Below are 19,175 nucleotides of genomic sequence, written 5' to 3'. Positions count from 1 at the left end.
GTTGTGCCTTGCAGAAAATCCCGGAGGCGGCGCTGCGCACTTGTCCGGGCTACAAAACCCGCAAGCTGCACGGACCTTAGCCCGGCTAAGCGCAGCGCAAGCCGGGAAAATTACGGGTTATTCGCGCTCTTTTACCGTTTTACGCGATTTATCAACAATAGGCTTCCCTGACCAGTAGCCGGCCAGCAGCGAGCCGGACAGGTTGTGCCAGACCGAGAACAGCGCGCCGGGCAGCGCGGCCAGCGGGCCAAAGTAGATTTTCCCCAGCGCGGCGGCAAGGCCGGAGTTCTGCATTCCCACCTCGATCGCCAGCGTGCGGCAGGTGGATTCGTCAAAGCCAAACAGCCGTCCGCCCCAGTAGCCGCCGAGCAGGCCGATGGTGTTATGCAGGATGACGGCGATAATCACCACAAAGCCTACGGAAGCGATATGTGATGCGGAACCGGCCACCACGGCGCAGATAATCGCCAGAATGCAGACCATCGAAAAGGCCGGCAGGAACGGCTCCACCGCCTTCACCACTTTCGGCAGCAGATGGTGCACGACCAGCCCCAGCGCAATCGGGATCACTACGATTTGCAGAATGCTGAGCAGCATCCCCATCACGTCCACCTGAATATGCGCATCCACGTACAGACGCGTCAGCAGCGGGGTGGCGACCACGCCAACCAGCGTGGAAACCGATGAGATGGTGACTGAGAGCGCGACGTCGCCTTTTGCCAGAAAGATCATCACGTTGGATGCCGTACCGCTGGCGACGCTGCCGACCAGCACCATCCCGGCGGAGAGCTCGGACGGCATGTGAAAAATCAGCGCCAGCAGCCAGGCGGCGAGCGGCATCACCAGGTAGTGGAGAAAAATGCCTGCGGCGACCGGCGCGGGGCGGGAAAGCACGCGCTTAAAATCGTCGACTTTCAGATGCACGCCCATGCCGAACATAATCAGCATCAGCAGCGTCGGGACCCACGGGCCAACGGGGGTAAAAGTGGATGGCGTGTAATAGGCGATAACCGAGAGCAGCAGCGCCCATAATGGGAACAGCCGCGTAAGCGTGGCGAGCATGTTGTTTTCCTTGCACGTAAGTTGTGTTTGCTTGTTATAGACCGGCCGGGATCGAGCCCGGCCATCGCTATTGTTTATCGTGCTAAGACATATTATTCAAACAAATTATGCTCATGTTCCGCTGCGGATAAGCTCCCAGCTGAGTCCGAAGCGCGCTAAATATTTGCGCAAGCGGTCGGCATCGTTAGGGTTGGCCTTTTTTTGCCGGGAGACGGCGAACAGCTCGCGTCCGGCTTCGGAGAGCGAAGCGCTGCGTTGGCAGACCTCCAGCACCGTTTCCAGCTGGCGGCGATCGAACAGATCGATTTCCAGCGCAATATCAGGAGAAGATGTCGTGAGCTGCCAGCTCTCTTTCAGCAGCATTATCTCCTCTTCCGCAACGGCCAGCGTAATGCGCCCCTGCTCGGCCAGGGTCGCCATACGCGTCACGGAGGAGCCTAGCTCGCGGAAATTGCCGCGCCATTGCGCCTGCGGCGAGCAGGCAAAGGCCAGATAGCGTTCGCGGGCGTCTTTATCGAAGCGGATCTGCGTCTGCCGCTCGTTGGCCAGTCGCCGTAATTCATACTCCACGTTCGGCGCAATATCTTCCCGCCGCTGCGCCAGGCCGGGGAGGGCAAAGCGCCACATATTGATACGCGCATAAAGATCTTCGCGAAAGCGCCCCTCCGCCACCCACTGCTGCATATCGCGATGCGTGCCGGCGATTAGCTGGAAGTCGCTGTGCACCTCTTTATCCGAGCCAAACGGGAAAAAGGTTTTTTCTTCGATGGCCTTCAGCAGCATAGCCTGCTCATCCAGCCCCAGCTCGGCGATTTCATCGAGAAACAGCACGCCGCCGTCGGCTTCGCGTAATAGCCCGGCGCGAGGCGTAACCGCGCCGGTAAACGCGCCTTTGACATGTCCAAACAGCGTGGACATGGCGTTATCACCGCGCAGCGTGGCGCAGTTTACCGCCATGAATTTTCCCGCCACCCGATGGCGCGACTGACGAAGCTGAAAAATACGTTTGGCGAGGACGGACTTCCCGGCGCCCGTTGGGCCGGTCAGCAGGATCGGATCGGTCGATCGGATCGCCACGCGCTCAATACGATCGATAAGCGCGTTGAACGTCGCATTACGCGTCTCGATACCCGCCTTCAGGAAGGAGACGGACTGCTGCTGCTCGCGCTGAAAGCGGCTGGTGAGCGTGGCGTAGCGGCTTAAGTCCAGATCGATCACCGAGTAAATACCGGCGGCGACGGCGTCATCCGCTGCGCCTTTCGGCGCAGGGCTGGTCTGCAGCAGGCTGGCGGGGAGATAGCGCGCTTCGGTCAGCAGGAACCAGCAGATCTGCGCCACGTGGGTCCCGGTGGTGATATGCACCAGATACTCTTCGTTTTCGGTATCAAAGCGATAGCGGTTGGCGAAGTCGAGAAACGCCGCGTAGACCTCTTCAAAATCCCACGGATCGTTTATCTCAATCGTATGCGGGCGCACTTCGGTATGCGGCGAAAGCTGGGCGACATCGTCAATCAGCTTTTGCGCCATATTTTCATCACGCGGCTGGTGGAGAAGCTCCAGCCTGTCGACAGGAAAATCGGCCTGCTGGCATAGCCCAACGGTAGGCCGCCATTTTTTAAAGCGATTCGCCCGCTTGCCGCGTTTGTCCAGCACCGTTCCGAGGACGCCAATGACCACTCGCCGCTTTTTCATGTTTATCCCAAAAGATAAGTTTCGATATTTAAAGATAAAAAAACCTGCTGCCGGCGGCAAGCGTTACCGTTTGAATTAAAAACAAAAGCGTTATTAATCAATTGATTGAAAAATAACTCTCGCATTTTTTATTGTTGGCACGCAACTGGCAATATCCCTTCCGTCACGACGCTGAAAACGCAGGGGGTTAAACCTCGCCGGCACGCCAGGAACGGTACAGGCCGTTTTTCGGGCGCGTTCCGTCAGCCGATGACCACCAATGGGTTCGATTCCCGATTTCATCTCCAATGAAAACTGGTCGTTAATCATAGAAATAACGCGGGGTGATGCGCAGTCAGCACGCCCCACAGCAGGCCGCCGGTAAAGGCGCCGTGCCGCAGGCAAAAGGGAGTTCCCCTGCGGCTTCGCCCCTGCACCCGCGCCTGATTTTGCTAAGGAACAAAAAATGACGAAGAAAATCACGATACGTAAAGGTCAGCTTGGCCTTTTATCCCGTCAGGGTGACTACTATCAGGTTCTGGAAGCGGGCGAGCATCGCCTGCCGTGGTTCAACGTCCCCGAAGTGCTGATCGTTAACCGGGACGGCAGCGAAGTGCCGGAGGCGCTGGCGGAGTATTTACGACGCTTTCAGCCGGAATGGATTGAACGCTACTGCCTGGCGGCGGATTTGACGGATGTCGAGGCCGGGGCGCTGTATGCCAACGGTGTGCTGCAGGAAATTTTACCGCCTTCGACGCGCCGACTGTACTGGTCCGCCGGTGATGAAATTCAGCTGCTACGTATCGATACCCGGCAGGTTGCGGTTCCGGCTGACATCATGAATGCGGTGCTGCAGCCGCGACGTCACGGGGCGGTAAAAGGCCGCGAAGCGATCCTCACCGTATCGGTGCCGGCGTGGCACGTCGGGGTGCTGAAAATCGACGGCGAGACACAATCGCTGCTGCAGCCTGGCCTGAGCGCGTACTGGAAGGTCAATCATCTGGTGGAAGCGGAAGTGGTCGATACCCGCCTGCAGGTGCTGGAGGTTGGCGGCCAGGAGATTCTGACCAAAGATAAAGTGAACCTGCGTTTAAATCTGGCGGCGAACTGGCGCTACAGCGATGTACTGCAGGCGTTTGGACAGCTGACGAAGCCGCTGGACCATCTGTATCGCGAGCTGCAGTTTGCGCTGCGTGAAGCCGTCGGAACGCGAACGCTGGATGAGCTGCTGGAAGATAAGAAAATCATTGATGAGGTCGTGAGCGCGCAGGTCACCGAGCGCATGGCGGCATTTGGTATCGACGTCGCGTCGCTGGGCGTGAAGGATATTGTGCTGCCCGGCGACATGAAAGCCATTTTGTCGCAGCTGGTGGAGGCGGAGAAATCGGCGCAGGCGAACGTGATCCGCCGGCGTGAAGAGACCGCGGCGACGCGCTCGCTGCTCAACACCGCGAAGGTGATGGAGAATAACCCGGTCGCGCTGCGCTTAAAAGAGCTGGAAACGCTGGAAAGAGTGGCGGAGCGTATCGATAAAATCTCGGTCTTTGGCGGCCTGGACCAGGTGCTGCATGGCCTGGTGAATCTAAAAGGATAATGAAAATGACGTATCACGCTGTAAGCGCCGCCATGCGCCATAAGGTGCGGCGGCAGTTAAAAGACGTGGAGCAGCGCTACGGCGTCAGAGTGCTCTACGCCTGCGAATCCGGCAGCCGGGGCTGGGGCTTTGCTTCGCCGGACAGCGATTATGATGTGCGGTTTCTCTACGTTCACCCGCTGGAGTGGTACCTGCGGGTGGATCCCCCGCGCGATGTTATTGAGCTGCCCATCGACGATGAGCTGGACGTCTGCGGCTGGGAGTGGCGCAAGGCGCTGGGTCTGCTGAAAGGGGCGAACCCGACGCTGATCGAATGGCTGGATTCACCGGTGGTGTATCAGCAGGATGACGCAACGGTTCAGGCGCTGAAGAAAGTGATACCGCATTGGTTTTCTCCGGTTCGCGCCCGCTGGCATTACTATTCGATGGCCCGTAAAAATTATCGCGGCTATCTGCAAGGCGAACGGGTGCGGCTGAAAAAGTACTTTTACGTACTGCGCCCGCTGCTGGCCGTCCGCTGGGTTGAAGCGGGAAAAGGCGTGCCGCCGATGCGCTTTGATGAACTGCTGGCAGGAAGCGAGCTGGAAGCGGGTCTACGTGCGGAAATAGACGAGCTGCTGGAACGTAAACAGCGCGCAGGAGAGGCGGAAAACGGCCCACGTCGACCGCTGCTGCATGCGTTTATTCAGTCCGAGCTGCTCAGAGGCGCAATCCCGCCAGCGCTGCCTGAGAGCCGGAGCGGTGATGTCAGGGAGTTGGACAGATTGCTGATGACCACGGTGATGGGAAACTAAAAATGGCCCGGCAGAAATGGCGGGCCATTTTATTCGCTATTACTCGAACAGATTATGATGCAGCTTCTGCACCACTTTTTCGGCATCCGCACCCGGGACCAGGAAGCACAGGTTATGGCTGGATGCGCCGTAGCAAATCATACGAATATTAAACGGGTCCAGTACGCCAAACACCTCTTTACCGACGCCGCACGCCTTCGACAGTTCATTACCAATGATGGCGACCAGCGCCAGATCCTGCTCGACCTCAACGCGGCACAGAGAGGAAAGTTCGGTCAACAGTCCCTGGGTGAGCAGGGTATCGCCAGCCGACGTCGAACCGGTGGTATCCATGGTCAGCGCCACGCTCACTTCCGACGTGGTGATCAGATCGACGGAGATACTGTGGCGGGCCAGAATACTGAATACCTCGGCCAGAAAACCGCGTGAGTGCAGCATATTCAGGCTGTGCAGGGTTAGCAGCGTCTGCTTGCGGCGCAGCGCCAGCGCGCGGAACAGCGGCGGGTTTTCGGTGTTTTTGCACACCAGCGTGCCGCCGGCTTTCGGCTCTTTGCTGGAGCCGACGAATACCGGAATATCGCTGCGCACGGCGGGGAGCAGGGTAGCCGGATGCAGGACCTTCGCGCCAAAGGTCGCCATTTCCGCCGCTTCTTCAAAAGCGATAACGTCAATGCGTTTGGCCGCCGGGGCGACGCGCGGGTCGGTGGTATAGATACCCGGAACATCGGTCCAGATGTCGACGCGGGTGGCGTTTAGCGCTTCGCCGAGTAGCGCGGCGGTATAGTCGCTGCCGCCGCGGCCAAGCGTGGTGGTGCGGCCTTTGGCTTCGCTGCCAATAAAGCCCTGGGTGATCACCACGCCTTCCGCAAGACGCGGGGCCAGCAGCTGCTGGGTTAATTCGGATAAGGCGGCAATATCCGGTTCCGCGCGGCCAAAGCGGTCGTTGGTGCGCATAATTTTGCGCACGTCGAACCACTGGGCGGCGATACCGCGCTCGCGCAGGATCTCGACAAACAGCAGAGTAGACATCAGTTCGCCGTGGCTGACCAGTTCGTCGGTTAACGCGGTTGAACTGGCCAGGGAGGCGGCTTCCGCCAGGGTGGTGATGTTTTCCAGCAGGCGCTCAATTTCATCGCGAATAACGTTGGGATAGCGCAAACGCTCCAGAATATTGAACTGGATTTGACGCATGGCATCGAGCTTCGCGAAACGTTCGCCGGGTTCCAGCCCTTCCGCTAAGGCGACCAGCAGGTTGGTCACCCCCGCTGAGGCGGAAAGCACCACCACGCGGGTATTGGCGTCCAGCAGCGCGACGTCCACGCTGCGGTTCATGGCATCAAAATCGGCAACGCTGGTGCCGCCGAACTTGGCTACAACTAAGTCTGTCATAACAACCTCGTGTCAGGGGGCCTGACTTATTAAAACGATTCCAGAAAACCAATCCTGGCGGGGCTGGACGCAACCGGATTGCAATAAAATGTCTTAATAAGCCAGGCCAAATTATTCAGCCATGGCACAAGGGAAGAGCGAAAAACAGGGTGGGCGCAGAGCGATAAACAAACTACGATGTCACCCAGAAGTGCTCCACCTTGTAGACCCGCTTGCCGATGCTGTGCATCAGACGGCGAGTATGAAACGCCCGACTGCGAACGTTTCTGGTGACAACCCAGGGGATTCAGCCCCTGTGGCCGGTGATGAGCGTAACCAGACGCTTATTCACCTCGGCGTTGCTCCCCCTCACGTATTTTCCCCGGACTGGCTCCTCCAATACGGTTACCTGGGCAACGCACCTCTTCTGGCAATTACCGACGTCTTTCACTTTGCCAGGGGGACGCGGGACATTATACCCCCCTGCAATACCCTTTCGCTGTAGCGTGAAATGCGCGATCCATACCTACCTACGTATATGTAGGTACTGCCGTTATATAAAGGCTTCAGGCGAAGTATGTCAACGTCAGGGTTATGCGGATTTTTCATGCGCGAGTCGCTGACAGAAAAAAGCCTTATGATGTCTATACTATGAGGGGCGATTTGCGCCAAATTGGCTCTAATCCTGACGCGTATCATCGGCATAACACAAAAATCATCACAATTTTTCGTCACCGGCGCTACAATCGACCGCAGTCACAATTCTCAAATCAGAAGAGTATTGCTAATGAAAAACATCAACCCAACGCAGACCTCTGCCTGGCAGGCATTACAGAAACACTTTGATGAAATGAAAGACGTTACCATCGCGGATCTGTTCGCGAAGGATAGCGATCGTTTCTCTAAATTCTCCGCCACGTTCGACGATCTGATGCTGGTGGATTTTTCCAAAAACCGCATCACCGAAGAGACGCTGGCAAAACTGCAGGACCTGGCCAAAGAGACCTTCCTGGCAGACGCCATTAAATCCATGTTCTCCGGCGAGAAGATTAACCGCACGGAAGACCGCGCGGTGCTGCACGTTGCGCTGCGTAACCGCAGCAATACTCCGATTCTGGTTGATGGCAAAGACGTGATGCCGGAAGTGAACGCCGTGCTTGAGAAGATGAAAACCTTCTCCGAAGCCATTATCTCCGGCAGCTGGAAAGGCTACACCGGTAAAGCGATTACCGACGTCGTCAACATCGGTATCGGCGGCTCCGACCTCGGCCCGTTCATGGTGACCGAAGCGCTGCGCCCGTACAAAAATCACCTGAATATGCATTTTGTTTCTAACGTCGATGGTACCCACATTGCCGAAGTGCTGAAAACGGTGAACCCGGAAACTACCCTGTTCCTGGTCGCGTCGAAAACCTTTACTACTCAGGAAACCATGACCAATGCCCACAGCGCGCGCGACTGGTTCCTGGCGACCGCCGGCGATGAGAAGCACGTCGCGAAACACTTCGCCGCGCTCTCGACCAACGGTAAAGCGGTTGGCGAGTTCGGTATTGATACCGCCAATATGTTTGAGTTCTGGGACTGGGTTGGCGGCCGTTACTCTCTGTGGTCAGCCATCGGCCTGTCCATCATCCTGTCCGTCGGCTTCGACAACTTTGTTGAGCTGCTCTCCGGCGCGCACGCGATGGACAAACACTTCTCCACCACGCCGGCTGAGAAAAACCTGCCGGTGCTGCTGGCGCTGATCGGTATCTGGTACAACAACTTCTTCGGCGCTGAAACCGAAGCGATTCTGCCGTACGACCAGTATATGCACCGTTTTGCCGCCTACTTCCAGCAGGGCAACATGGAATCCAACGGTAAATACGTTGACCGTAACGGCAACGCCGTGGATTACCAGACGGGCCCAATCATCTGGGGCGAGCCGGGTACCAACGGTCAGCACGCGTTCTACCAGCTGATTCACCAGGGGACCAAAATGGTGCCTTGCGACTTTATCGCGCCGGCGATTACGCATAACCCGCTGTCCGATCACCATCCGAAGCTGCTGTCCAACTTCTTTGCGCAGACCGAAGCGCTGGCGTTTGGTAAATCCCGCGAAGTGGTTGAGCAGGAATATCGCGATCAGGGTAAAGATCCGGCGACCCTGGAACACGTGGTGCCGTTCAAAGTGTTTGAAGGCAACCGCCCCACCAACTCCATCCTGCTGCGTGAAATTACGCCGTTCAGCCTGGGCGCGCTGATTGCCCTGTATGAGCACAAAATCTTCACCCAGGGCGTGATTATGAATATCTTCACCTTCGACCAGTGGGGCGTTGAGCTGGGCAAACAGCTGGCTAACCGCATCCTGCCGGAGCTGAAAGATGGTTCCGAAGTGAGCAGCCACGACAGCTCCACTAACGGTCTGATTAACCGCTATAAATCCTGGCGCGCATAATCGCTAAAACGTTCGCAATGCCGGCCCATGTGGCCGGCATTTTTGTTATAGCCGCCGCAGCAGCTTTGCCGGGTTCCCGGCCCACACGCCTTTCTCCGTAATGGATTTGGTCACCACGCTGCCCGCGCCAATCACGACTCCATCGCAGATGCTGACCGCCAGAATGGTTGCGCCGCTGCCGATAGACACATCGTTGCCAATCACAATTCTTCCCCAGCTCTCGCGGTCGGCGTTGGGTTTTCCCTCGCGGAACATATCGTTAGCGAACATTACGCCGTGGCCGATAAAACAGCGCTCGCCGATGGTCACGTACTCGCAGATAAAGGTGTGGGACTGAATTTTGCTGTCGTTGCCGATACGGGTATGGCCCTGAATCTCCACAAATGGCCCGACGAAGACGTTATCGCCAAGCGTGCAGTCGTAAAGGTTGGCGGGCTGGTAAATCACCACGTTTTCGCCGCTGGCGACGTTGCGAATGGCGGTTTCACGAAGGGTATGCATGCTGCCTCTCAGATTGGTTTAGCCAGAATATGGAGTGTGCTTTCCTGGGTTGCAGAATGAAATGCCACATCCTTTACGTGCTGCATCCCCTGACGTTCATAAAAACGGCGGGCACCGGTATTCGCGGCGAGCACTTCCAGCCATAGCCAGCTTTCACCGGTCTCTTTCGCTCGCTTCTCGACGGCGCGAAAAATCTGCTCGCCGTAGCGATGCCCGGTAGCGTCAGGTAATAGATAGAGTTTATGCAATAGCGTACCCGTTGGGCCTTCGGGGTTGATGTCCTGGCGGCAGGCATATTTAGCAAAGCCAATTGGCTCCTCTGCCTCAGCAATCAACCAGCAGCACTGCGGATCGGCCAGGCTGTGCGCCAGCGCGGCCATGGAATACTCTTGCTGCAGGTAGTGCTCCATTTCATCGGCGTTGTGCCAGAGGTGGGCAAAGTGGTGGCGATAGCTGGCATTGGCCATCTGGTTGAGTAAAGCCGCATCTTCCGGACGTGCAAGACGAATCTTTAGCATTCTGCGTTCCTCGCAAAGAAGTGGCGATATTTTGCCCGTAAAGTTCGCTGCGGGTAAACCTCAAAAGTGGGGGGGATAAGAAGTGGCCGGAGGATGGCCTCCGGCCGGGGATCAGGCGACGGCGATGGCTTCGATCTCAATGCCCGCATCTTTAGGCAGTCTGGCGACTTCGACGCAGGAACGGGCCGGAAAGGCCGCGTTGTGTTCGGTGAAGAACGCTTCATACACCGCGTTGATGGTGGCGAAGTCATTCAGATCCTTGACGAAGACCATCGTCTTAACGATGTTTTTCACCTGCAAACCCGCCGCTTCAACGATAGCCTTAACGTTGTCCAGCGACTGTCGCGTCTGCTGAGCGATGTCGTCAGACATGGTGCCGTCCTGCGGATTGACCGGGAGCTGCCCTGAGGTCATCGTCATGGTACCCAGATTTACTCCCTGAACATACGGGCCAATGGCGGCAGGCGCAGCGGCGGTGGTAATTATCATTCTGTTGATTCCTTCTGATAGGTGATTACATGAAATAGTTGAGCAAAACCAGTGAACCGACGCCGCTGACGACGACCCAGACCAGGCCCAGGCGGAAGCTGGCGAGCGTGCAGATAATCGCGGCGATCACCTTCGGGTTTTTCAAATCGAACTCCATGCTGGAGTTCACGCTCAGGATCTGAATCGTGATGATGGCCGGCAGCACGGTCACCGGCACAAAACGCAGCGTTTTGCTGACCCGGCTCGACATCTGAATCTTCCCGGCGAGGCCAATGAACGAGAAGCGAATAAGAAAGGTCACGGCGGCCATGCCCAGCGTCAGGGCGATAAAAAAGCTATTACTCATTTTCCAGCGCTCCTTCGAGAGAGAGTTTGTCAGCGGCCTGCGCCTGTTTACGCTCTTCGGCGAGATCGACGCTCAGGCCCGCCATTACGCCCAGTACGGACGCGACGACGATACCTAACGAGTAGGGCAGTACGACCAAAAGTACCCCGGATACGGCAGCAACAACGGCGGCGACGGTGCAGGCCTGGCTTTTGATTTGTGGGACCACGATGGCGATAAATGCGGCGACCATCGCGAAGTCCAGACCATATTTTTCAATGTGCGGAAAAGAGGCGCCAACCAGAGCGCCAAGGAAATCGGCCAGCACCCAGGCGAACCAAAACGTCAGCATTGCTGAAAAATAGAAAAGATATTTATCTTTTTTATTCTCCTCCATCTCTTTCACCGTCGTGGCGTACACTTCATCGGTCAGGGCATACGCCATAAAGCATTTTTTAAAGAAGGAGGCTTCGCGTACCGTACTGGAAATAGAGGCGCTATAAAGCACATGGCGAAGATTAATAATCAGCGTGGTGAATATAATCACCCCAAGGCTCGCTCCGGTTTTTAGCATATTTAACGCCAGCATTTGTGCCGAACCGGCGATGACAATCGTCGACCATGCCGTACTTTGCCAGATACTCATCCCGGCGCTAACGCTTAGCGCGCCGACAATAAATGAAAACGGAAAGTCGCCGATGCACAGGGGAAGTATGGCGCTCATACCCCGTAGAATCACTTTTTTGTTCATAAACAATACCTGTTGTATTCAGGAGATTAATTATTTGTGTAAGGTACATTAAAACGCTAATTAATGATTACTTTGCTACCATAATGTTGATGATTTCTTTATCGGTATAGGCCATAGGCTTAATTACCAGACGGCAGAGATTATTAATAGTCTGCTCAACGTCAGCGCAAACAATGCCGTCATTAGAGCCTGCGCAGCTATTTTGCATCGCCATCAGTACGGCCTTAAAGGCGCTGGAAACCACGGACGATACTTTCATTGCGCAGCTATTAGAGGCGCCATCGCAAATCATGCCGGTAATATCGCTGATCATATTAATAATAGCGGTATTAATTGTTTGCAGGTCACGGGTAAATAACCACGCCATGCCTGCCGCGGCGCCCATCGCTGCCGTGGACGCCGCGCATAGCGCGGACAGACGCGTATAGCGGGAGTGGATCGATATGGCGGTCAGGTGGGAGAGCGCCAGCGCCCGCGCGAGGGTCTCTTCATCAGCGTTAAGATGCTCCGCGACCGTCACTACCGGCATGGTGGCGGCGATACCCTGGTTACCGGAACCAAAGTTAGACATCGCGACGACGGGGGCTCCGCCCATTCGCGCGTCGGATGCGGCGACGGTATTGATGATGACTTTACTCAGCAGGTCGTTGCTGAGCAGGCCATTTTTTACCGCATCAGAGAAGGTGCCGTTGATGTTCAAGCCGTATTTTTTGCTTTTACCTTCCTCCGCCAGCGCCGAATTGAGCCGGGCGGCTTCGAGAATAAATGCGATGTCGGCGAATTCGACCTCGTTAATAAAATTAAAGGCTTCCGCAAGCGAGAAGGTTGCTAATGTTTCCTGCTGCGTTACCGTACTCTGTTTGTCCGCCAGCACCTGCGCTTCGCCATTAATATACAGCTCAACGATATTGGTATGCGTGCCCTTGACCACCACGCGGCAGCTCTTTTCGCCACCCGTTAGCGTCAGATCCAGATGAATAAAGTCAGGAGTATCTTTCACGCTAATATTGACCTGGCCATCGGCAATTAACATCTGGGCTAATTCAACATGCCGTTCGGTAATTCCCTCCAGCGTTTTTAAACCTTTATCCGCATCGCCACCAAATGCGCCAATTGCGGCTGCGAGCGCCACCCCGCTGACGGAAGTGCCCGGAATAGTTACGCCCATCGCATTCTTGTACAGGTTCGCAGAAATAAAACCGCTAATGTTTTGACAAGCCGTATCTAAATGTTTCGCAGCGTAAGCGGCGGTAAAAGAAATAGCAACGGGTTCCGTACAGCCTAATGCCGGAGCCACTTCTTTTTTTAGCCAGTTTATAAACAGGGATGAGTGTTCAGTAGTCATGTTTTATATCGTTCCGCTAACGAGGGTTTATTAATCTGCGAGTATGCTAAGTCAATTTCTAAGGAAAAACTTACTCTAATGCGGGCGTAATTTATGCCTGAAAGAGAAAAATATTCGCTTATTACAATATTGTAAAATTGTGATCTTATTATGGTTAATTAACTGATTTGACGGGTATTTATATTCTGTTTTTTGAACATAAAAAGGGATTTAGTTAACTACCTCACAGCGTTGCCGAAAGTAAAAATTTCTCTTTTTACGTATTTCATCGGAGATGAGAAAGGCAAGCAGTGGAAAGAAGGGACTCACAAATGTAGATCTGGATCACATTTTTGCGTTATACAGGTCACAGGAAATCATGATGATGAGGTGTACCTATGCCGCCGGTTTATCGTCCGTTGGTGAGTTTTATTGCAACCGCAATGCAAACCGTTTTGAATCTTGGCCTGCTGTGCCTGGGGGTCATTCTGATCGTATTTCTGGGAAAGGAGACGCTGCATCTGGCGCACGTCCTGTTCACCCCGGAGCCTGTCAGCAAGTACAAGCTGGTGGAAGGGCTGGTGGTCTACTTCCTCTATTTCGAGTTTATCGCGCTGATAGTGAAGTACTTTGAGTCGGGATTTCACTTCCCGCTGCGCTACTTTGTCTATATCGGCATCACCGCAATCGTCCGCCTGATCATTATCGATCATGAGTCGCCTATGGCGGTGCTGATTTACTCCGCGGCGATCCTGATTCTGGTGATAACGCTCTGGCTGTGTAACTCCAACCGTCTGAAGCGCGAATAAAAAAAGCGGCCTCCAGGGCCGCTGACCAACAGTCACAAATAGAATTTATGTAGGGTCCAGTTGAGGATAGCAGTGGCATTTGCCTTACTTTTTCAACTGAGGGCGACGGCGGTAATACCCGGTTGGGGTCGCGCATTACCGCTAAACCGTCGGCCCTCATCTGAAATTTGGGGCGGGTGTTACAAAAAATTAACCTTTCACTCCGCCAGCCGTCAGGCCGTTAACCAACCAGCGCTGGGCCAGCAGGAACACCACGGTAATCGGAATGGCGGAAAGCACCGCCGCGGCGGCAAAGTCGCCCCACAGATAGTTCTGCGGGTTGAGATACTGTTGCATTCCGACCGCAAGGGTATAGCTGTTCACATCGCGCAGCAGCAGGGAGGCCACCGGCACTTCGGTGATCGCCGCGATGAACGACAGAATAAACACCACCGCCAGAATCGGTACCGACAGCGGGAGCAGCACGAGGCGGAAAGCCTGCCATGGGGTCGCACCGTCCAGCGCCGCCGCTTCTTCCAGCGAGCCGTCGATGGTTTCGAAGTAACCTTTGATTGTCCAGACGTGCAGCGCGATACCGCCCATATAGGCGAAGATGACGCCGCCGTGGGTATTCAGGCCGACGAACGGCACGTACTGGCCGAGACGGTCAAACAGGGCGTACAGCGCGACCAGCGACAGCACCGCGGGGAACATCTGGAAAATCAGCATCCCTTTCAGCAGCGTTGCTTTACCCGGGAAGCGCATGCGGGCAAAAGCGTAAGCGCAGGTGGTAGAAAGCGCGACGATGCCAATGGCGGTAATGCCTGCCACCTTGATGGAGTTCCACAGCCACAGCAGCACCGGGAAGGGGGGCGGCGTGACGCGACCATCAGCGTGTTCGACGCTGAAGCCGAGCGCCAGCCGCCAGTGCTCCCAGGAGATACTTTCGGGGATCAGGCTACCGGTGGCGAAGTTCCCTTCGCGCAGAGAGATAGCGATGACCATCAGCAGCGGGAACATAATCGCCGCGATAAAAATCAGCAGCAGGAGGTGCGTCGTGAACAGGCGCAGCTTCTGAGATTTGGGTTGAACCATAGCCATAATCGTTATCTCCCTTAATCAAACTTCATACGTGTGGCTTTCAGGTTAACAATCGCCAGGGCGCCTACCAGCAGGAAGATCAGCGTGGCGATAGCCGCCGCAAGGCCGAAGTCCTGACCGCCGCCGCCTTCAAAGGCGATACGGTAGGTATAGCTCACCAGCAGGTCGGTGTAGCCCGCCGGCGTGGTGGTACCGAGCCGGTCCGGCCCGCCGTTGGTCAACAGCTGAATCAGCACGAAGTTGTTAAAGTTAAAGGCGAAGCTGGCGATCATCAGCGGCGTCAGCGGCTTGATCAGCAGCGGCAGCGTAATTTTGAAGAAGTTCTGGAACGGCGTAGCACCATCCATTGCCGAGGCTTCATATAAATCGTCAGGAATCGCTTTCAGCAAGCCCATGCACAGGATCATCATGTACGGATAGCCCAGCCAGGTGTTGACGATGATAATCATGGTTCGCGCGGTGGTCGGGTCGCTAAACCAGGCCGGCTTGATGCCGAACAGCGCGCTGAGCATCATGTTGATCTCACCAAAGCTCTGGTTGAACAACCCTTTGAAAATCAGAATCGAGATAAACGACGGTACGGCGTAAGGCAGAATCAGCAGTACGCGGTAAATCGCTTTACCTTTCAGGGCTTCCCACTGGACGAGACAGGCGAGCACCATGCCGACCGCAACGGTGAGAATCACGGTCAGAACGGAGAACACCACCGTCCAGACGAAAATCGCGAAGAACGGTTTCTGAATGCCTTCATCCTGGAACACGCGAGTGAAGTTATCCCAGCCGATGGTCACGGTGTAGCCCGGGCTGAGCTTTTCGCTGCCCCAGCTACCGTCGGCGTTCATCGACTGATAGAAACCGACCTCGGCGTTCGGACGGTATTTCACGCCGCTCTGGTTGTTGGTCAGCGTGCCGTCACTGGCCAGCGCGTACAGCGGCTGAGTACCGGAGAACTGACGCAGGGAGCTCATAATGACTTTGCTTTCATCCGGCAACACGGCGGTCAGCTGGTTCAGGGCGGTACGGTTTTGCGTAATCACGCGCAGCGTGGCGCGCTCGCCTTCCGGCAGGGCGTCTGCCTCTTTTAAGGCCAGCTTCTGTTCGCCGCCGAATTTAAAGGCGTCGGAAAGATAGTTTTTGCCGCTTTCGCCGTCGGTCAGCGCCAGCTTCCACTCATCTCCCGCCGGATAAAGCGCGAAGTTGTAGGATTTCCCTGCCTGGAAGGAGCGGTCCATCAGCACCTGTTGGGCGCGTTCGAAGGTCAGCTGGTTAGTGCTGCTGTAGTTGGTAAAAGCGATAGCGATAGTGCAGATCAGCGGGAACAGGACGAACAGCCCCATCCCGGCGAGACCCGGATAAACATAGCGCCAGGCGTAGGCCTTGCGATTGGAAAAAATATACAGGCCAACCGAGCTCAAAATCAGCGTCATGATGGCAAACAGGTACTCCCCCTGGGCGTACATCAAAACAACAAGGTAACCCACCAGCAGGCACAGCAAGCCGATCACAGACCATGTGAGCTGCGGGCTTTGCCACCAGTGCTTCTTTTTCACGACATCCATGGGGATCATCCTCTTTACACTTTATCCTTCGCGCTACCTCTTTGTTGGCTGCGGATGCGTACCCCAGTCACTTACTGATGTAAGCGCCTGGGGATTTGCATCCTTGCCGCCTCGATGTAGCGCGAATGATTTCGCGTAACAACGTATTCAACAAACCTTATTCCCTAAGAAATAAGGGAAACCGTATTACTTGGTGATACGAGCCTGTGCGTCTTTCAGCGCCGCATCGACGGTCTGGCGACCGCTAGCGGCGTTGATCACTGCGGTACGAACGGCATACCAGAAGGCGGACATCTGCGGAATATTCGGCATGATTTCACCTTTCTGGGCGTTAGCCATGGTGGCGGCGATACGCGGATCTTTTTCCAGTTTTTCCTGGAAGGATTTCAGCGCGACCGCGCCCAGCGGTTTGTCCTTGTTCACTTCATCCAGACCCTGATCGGTCATCAGGTAGTTTTCGAGGAACTCTTTCGCCAGTTCTTTGTTCGGGCTGGCGGCGTTAATACCGGCGCTCAGTACGCCAACGAACGGTTTAGAAGGGTTGCCTTTGAAGGTCGGCAGCAGGGTAACGCCGTAGTTAACCTTGCTCTTATCGATGTTAGACCACGCCCACGGACCGTTGATGGTCATCGCGGTTTCGCCTTTGTTGAATGCCGCTTCCGCGATGGAGTAGTCGGTGTCGGCGTTCATATGCTTGTTCTTGATAAGGTCGACCAGGAAGGTCAGGCCCGCTTTCGCGCCAGCGCTATCCACGCCTACGTCTTTCACGTCGTACTTGCCGTTTTCAAACTTGAACGCATAACCGCCGTCGGCGGCGATCAGCGGCCAGGTGAAGTACGGTTCTTGCAGGTTGAACATCAGCGCGCTCTTACCTTTCGCTTTCAGTTCTTTATCCAGCGCCGGGATCTCTTCCCAGGTTTTCGGCGGGTTTGGCACCAGGTCTTTGTTATAGATCAGCGACAGCGCTTCAACGGCAACCGGGTAGGCAATCAGCTTGCCGTTATAGCGAACCGCATCCCAGGTGAACGGATAGAGTTTGTCCTGGAACGCTTTATCCGGGGTGATTTCCGCCAGCAGGCCGGACTGCGCGTAGCCGCCAAAACGGTCGTGAGCCCAGAAGATGATGTCAGGGCCGTCGCCGGTCGCGGCAACCTGCGGGAATTTCTCTTCCAGCTTATCCGGATGCTCTACGGAGACTTTAATGCCGGTGTCTTTTTCAAACTTTTTACCCACTTCAGCGAGGCCGTTGTAGCCTTTGTCGCCGTTAATCCAGATAACCAGCTTACCTTCTTCGATTTTTGCGAGGGCAGAGGCGGAAAACATCATCGTGGTCAATGCAGACAGCGCGAGGATGCGAGCGCCAGTTTTGATTTTCATATACCCGTCCTATTTGGTGATGTGCTCGTGGATACACTTGAGTGGCTTAACGGTGATGAGTTTCCTTTTTTAACAACCTCTTTCCATCCTCCCCATGTCTACGCCCCATCCCCCGATAGTGTGATCTCCATTGCAGAAATGCCGGTTATGAGTCCTGGAGCACATAAAAAGGCGGCCAATTTTGCAGGCTACATCACGAAATCGACGTCCGTCCGTCCCCCCCGGCGGCGAGACGCAATCTCTCATCCTCCCGCCTCCTCCCCCATAAAAAAGCCGGGGGGTGGAGGATTTACCCTATTTATGAATGCCGCATAGTCAGCCCATCTTGAATGTGTCGTTAAGTGACAGGTTGTAACGAAGGGAGAAGGGCATGGCGAGCGTACAGCTGCGAAATGTAACGAAAGCCTGGGGTGACGTAGTGGTATCGAAAGATATCAATCTCGAGATCCAGGATGGGGAGTTCGTCGTGTTTGTTGGGCCATCAGGCTGCGGCAAATCCACCCTGCTGCGTATGATTGCCGGGCTGGAAACGGTGACCAGCGGCGATCTGCTGATTGGCGATACCCGAATGAATGATGTCCCGCCCGCCGAGCGCGGTATCGGGATGGTGTTTCAGTCTTATGCGCTTTACCCCCACCTTTCCGTCGCGGAAAACATGTCTTTTGGCCTGAAGCTGGCCGGCGCCAAAAAAGAGCTGATTAACCAGCGCGTGACTCAGGTGGCGGAGGTTCTTCAGCTGGCCCATCTGCTGGAGCGCAAACCGAAAGCGCTTTCCGGCGGTCAGCGTCAGCGCGTGGCGATTGGCCGTACCCTGGTGGCTGAACCGCGCGTGTTCCTGCTGGATGAACCGCTCTCTAACCTCGATGCCGCGCTGCGCGTGCAGATGCGCATTGAGATTTCCCGTCTGCATAAGCGTCTTGGCCGCACGATGATTTACGTGACCCACGACCAGGTCGAAGCGATGACCCTGGCCGACAAGATTGTGGTGCTGGACGCCGGTCGCGTCGCGCAGGTCGGGAAGCCTCTCGAACTCTATCACTACCCGGCGGATCGTTTCGTCGCGGGCTTTATTGGCTCGCCGAAGATGAACTTCCTGCCGGTGAAAGTCACCGCTACCGCCATTGAGCAGGTGCAGGTGGAGCTGCCAAACCGTCAGCAGGTCTGGCTGCCGGTGGACAGCGCCCGCGTTCAGGTCGGCGCCAACATGTCCTTAGGGATTCGCCCGGAACATCTGCTGCCCAGCGATATCGCCGACGTCACCCTTGAAGGTGAAGTTCAGGTGGTCGAACAGCTCGGCCACGAAACGCAAATTCATATCCAGATCCCATCCATCCGTCAAAACCTGGTTTACCGCCAGAACGACGTGGTGCTGGTAGAAGAGGGAGCCACATTCGCCATCGGTTTGCCGCCGGAGCGCTGCCATTTATTCCGTGAGGATGGCACCGCTTGTCGTCGGCTGCATAAAGAGCCGGGCGTGTAAGGCTTCTAACTAAAAAAAAACACAAAACCATTCGCG

Annotated in this window: 17 protein-coding genes and 1 riboswitch; of the genes, 5 read left to right on the top strand and 12 right to left on the bottom strand. The window is 55.6% G+C overall.

The features are described 5' to 3' along the window. Positions 1-117 precede the first annotated feature (117 nt). On the bottom strand, positions 118-1,062 hold the full coding sequence (gene panS / locus JLG71_RS26005; protein ID WP_200913895.1) for a ketopantoate/pantoate/pantothenate transporter PanS: 945 nt from the start codon (positions 1,060-1,062) through the stop codon (positions 118-120). Between the two features lie 111 nt (positions 1,063-1,173). Then, positions 1,174-2,754, bottom strand: coding sequence for an RNA repair transcriptional activator RtcR (gene rtcR, locus JLG71_RS26000; RefSeq protein WP_200913894.1), 1,581 nt, complete (start codon positions 2,752-2,754; stop codon positions 1,174-1,176). Between the two features lie 445 nt (positions 2,755-3,199). On the opposite strand from rtcR, the gene JLG71_RS25995 reads away from it, so the two are divergent. Together JLG71_RS25995 and JLG71_RS25990 are read left to right on the top strand one after the other, a co-directional pair. Beyond that, positions 3,200-4,327 carry a slipin family protein gene (locus JLG71_RS25995; protein WP_014227527.1) on the top strand — a complete coding sequence of 376 codons (1,128 nt, stop codon included), beginning with the start codon at positions 3,200-3,202 and terminating at the stop codon, positions 4,325-4,327. A gap of 5 nt (positions 4,328-4,332) precedes the next feature. Further along, positions 4,333-5,121: a nucleotidyltransferase domain-containing protein gene (locus JLG71_RS25990; RefSeq protein WP_182158382.1), complete on the top strand. Its 789-nt coding sequence runs from the start codon at positions 4,333-4,335 to the stop codon at positions 5,119-5,121. Between the two features lie 39 nt (positions 5,122-5,160). Here JLG71_RS25990 and lysC read toward each other — a convergent pair whose 3' ends face one another. After that, on the bottom strand, positions 5,161-6,510 hold the full coding sequence (gene lysC / locus JLG71_RS25985; protein ID WP_004097732.1) for a lysine-sensitive aspartokinase 3: 1,350 nt from the start codon (positions 6,508-6,510) through the stop codon (positions 5,161-5,163). A gap of 180 nt (positions 6,511-6,690) precedes the next feature. After that, positions 6,691-6,924, bottom strand: a riboswitch (Lysine riboswitch). A 352-nt stretch (positions 6,925-7,276) separates the two neighbouring features. Between lysC and pgi the strand changes: the two genes are divergently transcribed. After that, complete coding sequence (gene pgi / locus JLG71_RS25980) at positions 7,277-8,926, top strand: glucose-6-phosphate isomerase (protein WP_004097737.1); 1,650 nt, start codon at positions 7,277-7,279, stop codon at positions 8,924-8,926. Positions 8,927-8,971: 45 nt separating this feature from the next. Here pgi and JLG71_RS25975 read toward each other — a convergent pair whose 3' ends face one another. The 6 genes from JLG71_RS25975 to JLG71_RS25950 all read right to left on the bottom strand — a co-directional run bounded on the left by JLG71_RS25975 (position 8,972) and on the right by JLG71_RS25950 (position 12,855). Next, positions 8,972-9,427: an acyltransferase gene (locus tag JLG71_RS25975; RefSeq protein ID WP_004097740.1), complete on the bottom strand. Its 456-nt coding sequence runs from the start codon at positions 9,425-9,427 to the stop codon at positions 8,972-8,974. 8 nt (positions 9,428-9,435) lie between these two features. After that, entirely contained in the window at positions 9,436-9,945 is a 510-nt protein-coding gene (locus JLG71_RS25970; protein ID WP_014227531.1) for a GNAT family N-acetyltransferase, read from the bottom strand. Positions 9,946-10,056: 111 nt separating this feature from the next. Then, positions 10,057-10,434, bottom strand: coding sequence for a Rid family detoxifying hydrolase (locus tag JLG71_RS25965; RefSeq protein ID WP_004097745.1), 378 nt, complete (start codon positions 10,432-10,434; stop codon positions 10,057-10,059). Positions 10,435-10,459: 25 nt separating this feature from the next. Beyond that, positions 10,460-10,780 (bottom strand): AzlD domain-containing protein, encoded by a 321-nt coding sequence (locus JLG71_RS25960; protein WP_004097748.1) that lies wholly within the window; start codon positions 10,778-10,780, stop codon positions 10,460-10,462. Further along, on the bottom strand, positions 10,773-11,510 hold the full coding sequence (locus JLG71_RS25955; RefSeq protein WP_004097750.1) for an AzlC family ABC transporter permease: 738 nt from the start codon (positions 11,508-11,510) through the stop codon (positions 10,773-10,775). Before JLG71_RS25955 ends, JLG71_RS25960 begins: the two co-directional genes overlap by 8 nt. 67 nt (positions 11,511-11,577) lie before the next feature. Continuing rightward, a complete protein-coding gene (locus tag JLG71_RS25950) occupies positions 11,578-12,855 on the bottom strand; it encodes an L-cysteine desulfidase family protein (protein ID WP_025107706.1) in 1,278 nt (425 codons plus the stop codon). A 377-nt stretch (positions 12,856-13,232) separates the two neighbouring features. On the opposite strand from JLG71_RS25950, the gene psiE reads away from it, so the two are divergent. Beyond that, entirely contained in the window at positions 13,233-13,643 is a 411-nt protein-coding gene (gene psiE, locus JLG71_RS25945; protein ID WP_004097754.1) for a phosphate-starvation-inducible protein PsiE, read from the top strand. 189 nt (positions 13,644-13,832) lie between these two features. Here psiE and malG read toward each other — a convergent pair whose 3' ends face one another. The 3 genes from malG to malE form a co-directional block, all read right to left on the bottom strand. Next, entirely contained in the window at positions 13,833-14,723 is an 891-nt protein-coding gene (gene malG, locus JLG71_RS25940; RefSeq protein WP_004097756.1) for a maltose ABC transporter permease MalG, read from the bottom strand. 14 nt (positions 14,724-14,737) lie between these two features. Beyond that, positions 14,738-16,282, bottom strand: a complete 1,545-nt coding sequence (gene malF, locus JLG71_RS25935) for a maltose ABC transporter permease MalF (protein WP_200913893.1) — start codon at positions 16,280-16,282, stop codon at positions 14,738-14,740. A 186-nt stretch (positions 16,283-16,468) separates the two neighbouring features. Beyond that, the gene (malE, locus tag JLG71_RS25930) at positions 16,469-17,659 is read right to left on the bottom strand and encodes a maltose/maltodextrin ABC transporter substrate-binding protein MalE (RefSeq protein WP_014227534.1); all 1,191 of its coding nucleotides are present in this window, start codon (positions 17,657-17,659) and stop codon (positions 16,469-16,471) included. A 370-nt stretch (positions 17,660-18,029) separates the two neighbouring features. On the opposite strand from malE, the gene malK reads away from it, so the two are divergent. Next, entirely contained in the window at positions 18,030-19,139 is a 1,110-nt protein-coding gene (malK, locus tag JLG71_RS25925; protein WP_004097762.1) for a maltose/maltodextrin ABC transporter ATP-binding protein MalK, read from the top strand. Positions 19,140-19,175 lie beyond the last annotated feature (36 nt).

The organism is Klebsiella michiganensis (assembly GCF_015139575.1).
GTDB lineage: Bacteria > Pseudomonadota > Gammaproteobacteria > Enterobacterales > Enterobacteriaceae > Klebsiella > Klebsiella michiganensis.
The sequence above is the reverse complement of the archived record's forward strand: the minus strand, read 5'-3'. Positions and strand labels throughout refer to the sequence as shown.